This is a genomic window from Polaribacter sp. (assembly GCF_039939415.1).
Lineage (GTDB): Bacteria > Bacteroidota > Bacteroidia > Flavobacteriales > Flavobacteriaceae > Polaribacter.
Genome location: NZ_JBDVJE010000023.1, coordinates 1 through 4,578 on the forward strand (window position 1 = coordinate 1; position 4,578 = coordinate 4,578).

Genomic DNA, 4,578 nt, shown 5'->3' on the forward strand with positions numbered 1-4,578 from the left:
TTATTATATAAAGGTACCTAGAGTAAATGGTTTTGTAAGAACCTATGCTAGTATTGATGAATTGAATGAAAATTTAAATGTTATTTTAATTAATAAAAATGACACCATAGAAACAGTAAATATTAAAACTTCAGAATTTAAATTACAACCAAATTATACTGTAAAAACATTCTCAGGTCAAATGCCTGAAGATGTAACTCCTGTTTATACAGAGAAGATATATAATAAGATAAAGAATCAAATTTTAAAAATTGAACTAGCGCCTTTATCATTAAATGTAATTGCTGTAAAACTGAACTAATTTTAGATAAAATAGCTGTTTTAAAAAATGTTGCTTTAATAGTTTTTGATATAGAATAAATATATTTTTTAATGTGTAATTGATAGAAATGAGAGCTAAACTTAAATATAATTACTTAGCAATACTATGTGTTTTACTTTTTAGTAATTCAGGTTTTTCACAATCTAAATTTAATTTAGATACAAAAACAGCTTTTCAGGTAGGTTCTCTTTTTAAAAATCATATGATATTACAAAGAGATATGCCAATTCCTGTTTGGGGTAAAGCACCACCAGGAACAACCATTACTGTAAAATTTGCAAATTTAAAAAAGCAAGCAATAACAGATGCTAATGGAAAATGGATTTTAAAATTAAACCCATTACCAGCAAGTTTTAAACCCCAAAAGATGATAATTTCTTCTTCTTTGGATAAAAAAAACATAGAGATTTCTGATATTTTAATTGGAGATATTTGGATTTGTTCAGGGCAATCGAACATGCAATTTTCTGTAAATGGGGCACCAGAAGTAAAAAAACTAGTTCCATCAGCAAAAAATATTAGAACTTTTAAAGTAAAAAACACAGTTGCTTTTACACCTCAAGATACTTGCGAAGGTAACTGGTCAGTAAAATACCCTAACAGTGCAGTAGCATTTTCATTTGCCTATTTTTTAGAAAAATCTGCAAATGCACCTATTGGTATTATTTTAACTTCTTGGGGTAGTTCTTCTATAGAAGCTTGGATGCCTAGAAATATGACAGAAACAGTTCCGCATTTTAAAATATTAATGGATGAGTTTGATGCTGATAGCAAAACAAAAAATAGAATAACAGCTATTTTAGACGGACCAAAACCATGGAAAAAAGCAGATGATATTTTTTTAAGAAGACAATCAAATATTCTATATAATGCCATGATGCATCCATTAATTCCTTACGCATGTAGAGGTTTGGTTTGGTATCAAGGAGAACGAAATACACAATCTATGTTTGGAATGGTGAAAAAACCTTGGTTTTCTAGAAATTCTGGAATGTTAAAATATGGAGATGTTCTTAAAGAATGGATATTACAATACCGAAAAAAATGGGATAATGAAAAATTACATTTTTTAGTTGTAATGCTTCCTGGTTATGGAAAAGAATTAAAAACTGATAGAAATATAGCCCCAAATACACCTAGTGCTCATTCTTGGGCATGGATGCGAGAATCTCAATTAAAAATACTAGCACTGCCAAATACATCTGTTGTAAATACAATTGATTTGGGCAATGCAAAAAACATAGATCCTAAAGATAAACTACCTGTTGGTAAACGAGCAGCTTTACTTGCTGCTCACAAAGTTCTTAATAAAAAAGTTAAAGCTTTTGGGCCAACAGCAAAAAAGGTAAAAGTTAAAAGACAATCAATTATTGTATATTTTAATAATGTAAAAAAATTAAAAACAACAGATGGCAAAACACCAACAAGTTTTTGGTTATCAGACAATTCAAAAGAATGGTTTGCTGCAGAAGCTAAAATAAAAGGTAAAAAAATTATATTAAATTGTAAAGAGCTAGAACAACCATTGTATGTAAGGTATGCATTTACAGGAAACCCCAATGTTAATTTAGTTAACGAAGCTAATTTACCTGCATATCCGTTTAGAACAGATACTTTTAAACCTTAGAGATAATTAACAGAATGAAATCAAAAAAAACTATAATTATATTGCTATTATTATTTGTTTCAATTTTAAATGTTGGAGCTCAAAACATTACTCCAGATAAAAAAATAGTATATAAAGAGGTAAATGGAGATAGCTTATATCTTCATCTATTTAAACCTAAATTATCTAAAAAACCAACTGCAGTAATTGTCTTCTTTTTTGGTGGTGGTTGGGTTGGTGGAACTCCAGAACAATTTTATCAACAAAGTAAATATTTTGCCTCTAGAGGTATTTTGGCAATATCTGCAGAATATAGAATTCAAAAGACACATAAAAGTTCTCCTTTTGATGCTGTTGAAGATGCAAAATCTGCAATTCGATTTGTTAGAGAAAATGCAAAAGAGTTACATATTAATCCTAACAAAATTATTGCAAGTGGAGGTTCTGCAGGAGGGCATATTGCTATAAATACAGCTTTAATAGATGGTCTTGACAATAGTAAAGAAAATTTATCTGTTAGTTCTATTCCTAATGCTATTGTTGCTTATAATCCAGTTTTAGATACTACAAAAAAAGGGTATGGTTCAAAAAAAGTGATAGGTAGAGAAACAGAAATATCTCCCTGTCATCAAGTGAAAAAAAATATGCCACCTATGTTAATTTTTCATGGAAAAGAAGATAAAACAGTGCCTTTTGAAAATGCAGAACGTTTTACCAATTTAATGAAAAAAGCTGGTAATAATATTGAGTTAATTGCGATAGAAAATGTTGACCATGGCTTTTTTAACGGTGATTTTTTTAGAAAAGGAGCTGGCAATAAATATTATAATTTAACTACCTATCAAACAGATGTTTTTTTAGAAAAACTGTGTTATATAAAAGGCAAACCCACCGTTGTTAAAAATATTAAACATATTTCTTGTATTGGAGATAGTAATACAGAAGCTAAATATCCTAAATTTTTACAAGATAAGTTAGGTGAAAAATATCAAGTAAAAAATTTCGGAAAAGGTGGTGCAACTTTATTAAATGGCACAAATCATCCTTATTTTAAAAAGAAACATTACAAAAACTCATTAAAATTTACGCCTGATATTGTTTTAATAATGTTTGGTACAAATGATGCAAATTCTAAATGGTGTTTAGATGCATCAAGAAAAACAGATTTTATCGGTACAGCTCAAGAAGAGTTTAAAAGTCAATATATTAAGCTCATAAATAATTACAAACGTAAAAATGCAAATGTAGAAATATATGTATTAACACCAATGCCAATTTATGAACATCGAAAAAGTAGAGACCCAAAAATTAAAGAACGAATAAAACATTTAAACGAATGGGTAATTCCTACTATTAAAGAAATTGCAACAGAACAAAATGTGACATTGCTAGATGTAAATAAACTAATGAAAGATGTATTCGTAAAATATACTAAAGATGGTGTACACCTTAACAATGAAGGTTATAAAGTTTTAGCTAATAAAATTGCTAAAGCAATAAAATAACCTAAAATGAAATTAAAATACGGAATCCTTATTGTATTCACTTTTATAATTGCTTCTTGCAACAGTAATAAAAAAGAGAAGAACAAAGAAAACCAGTTAATTAAAAAAATACAACTGTAAAATTTACGTACCAAAAAATAACAGGTGTTGATAAAGATACTGTTTATAATAGGCGTGATAATATCAATGATTCAAAAGAAAGGATTAACCTATTTAATACGTTTTGAAATGACAGAACCATAACAAATTTTATAGGATTGTAAAGTAGTAGAAATTCATCATAATAATAAAAAATAAAAAATAAAAAAATGAAAAAATATATTATAGCAATAATAGTTACGCTATTATTAATTACATCTGTAAATGCAGAAATTAAGCTACCAAAAATCGTTTCCTCTAATATGGTTTTGCAAAGAAATACTACTGTTGTACTTTGGGGTTGGGCAGATGTAAATGAAAAAATTACTATTAAAACTTCTTGGTTAAAAAAGAAGATTAGTTTTAAGGCTAATGATAAAGGTAACTGGAAAATAGAAGTAAAAACAACCAATAGTAAAGAACCTCAGTTTATTAATATTAAGGGTAAATCTTCGGATATTAGACTAGATAATATTCTTTTTGGAGAAGTTTGGTTATGTTCTGGGCAATCTAATATGGAGCAACCTATTAATGGTTATAACGGACAGCCAACTTTTGGATCTTTAAAGGCAAAAACAAAATCTCATAATAAAAATTTACGTATTTTTAATGTTGCAAAAGTAGCGTCAAAAACACCTTTAGATAAAATTCAAAAATTTACTGGGTGGCAAAATTCTACTCCTCAAAGTATATCTAAGTTTAGTGCAGTAGCTTATTTTTTTGGTAGTCAATTGCAAGAAGTTTTAGATTGCCCCGTTGGTTTAATTCATACTTCTTGGGGAGGTAGTATTGTACAAGCTTGGATGAGTAAAGAAGTACTTAGCACTTATAAAAAAGTAGATTTAAGCAATGTAAACCTTAAAAAGAGAGCCCAATATAACCCCACAGTATTGTATAATTCGATGATACATCCATTAATTCCTTATACAATAAAAGGAGCCTTATGGTATCAAGGAGAAAGTAATCGTAAAAAACCTAATGATTACAAAAAGTTATTTCCTGCAATG

4 protein-coding genes are annotated in these 4,578 nt (G+C 28.3%); all 4 read left to right on the top strand.

Going from position 1 to position 4,578, the window contains the following annotated elements:
- Window positions 1–301: hypothetical protein (locus tag ABJG40_RS03880; RefSeq protein WP_348023263.1), on the top strand; the 301-nt coding region annotated here is incomplete at its 5' end.
- 88 nt (window positions 302–389) lie between these two features.
- Window positions 390–1,949 carry a sialate O-acetylesterase gene (locus tag ABJG40_RS03885; RefSeq protein ID WP_348023264.1) on the top strand — a complete coding sequence of 520 codons (1,560 nt, stop codon included), beginning with the start codon at window positions 390–392 and terminating at the stop codon, window positions 1,947–1,949.
- Window positions 1,950–1,963: 14 nt separating this feature from the next.
- A complete protein-coding gene (locus ABJG40_RS03890; protein WP_348023265.1) occupies window positions 1,964–3,433 on the top strand; it encodes a GDSL-type esterase/lipase family protein in 1,470 nt (489 codons plus the stop codon).
- Window positions 3,434–3,741: 308 nt separating this feature from the next.
- A partial coding sequence (locus tag ABJG40_RS03895; protein ID WP_348023266.1) for a sialate O-acetylesterase occupies window positions 3,742–4,578 on the top strand: 837 nt, incomplete at its 3' end.

Coding starts and splice junctions, on each gene's coding strand:
- ABJG40_RS03885 (WP_348023264.1), top strand. CDS start 390: ATGAGAGCTAAACTTAAATATAATTACTTAGCAATACTATGTGTTTTA.
- ABJG40_RS03890 (WP_348023265.1), top strand. CDS start 1,964: ATGAAATCAAAAAAAACTATAATTATATTGCTATTATTATTTGTTTCA.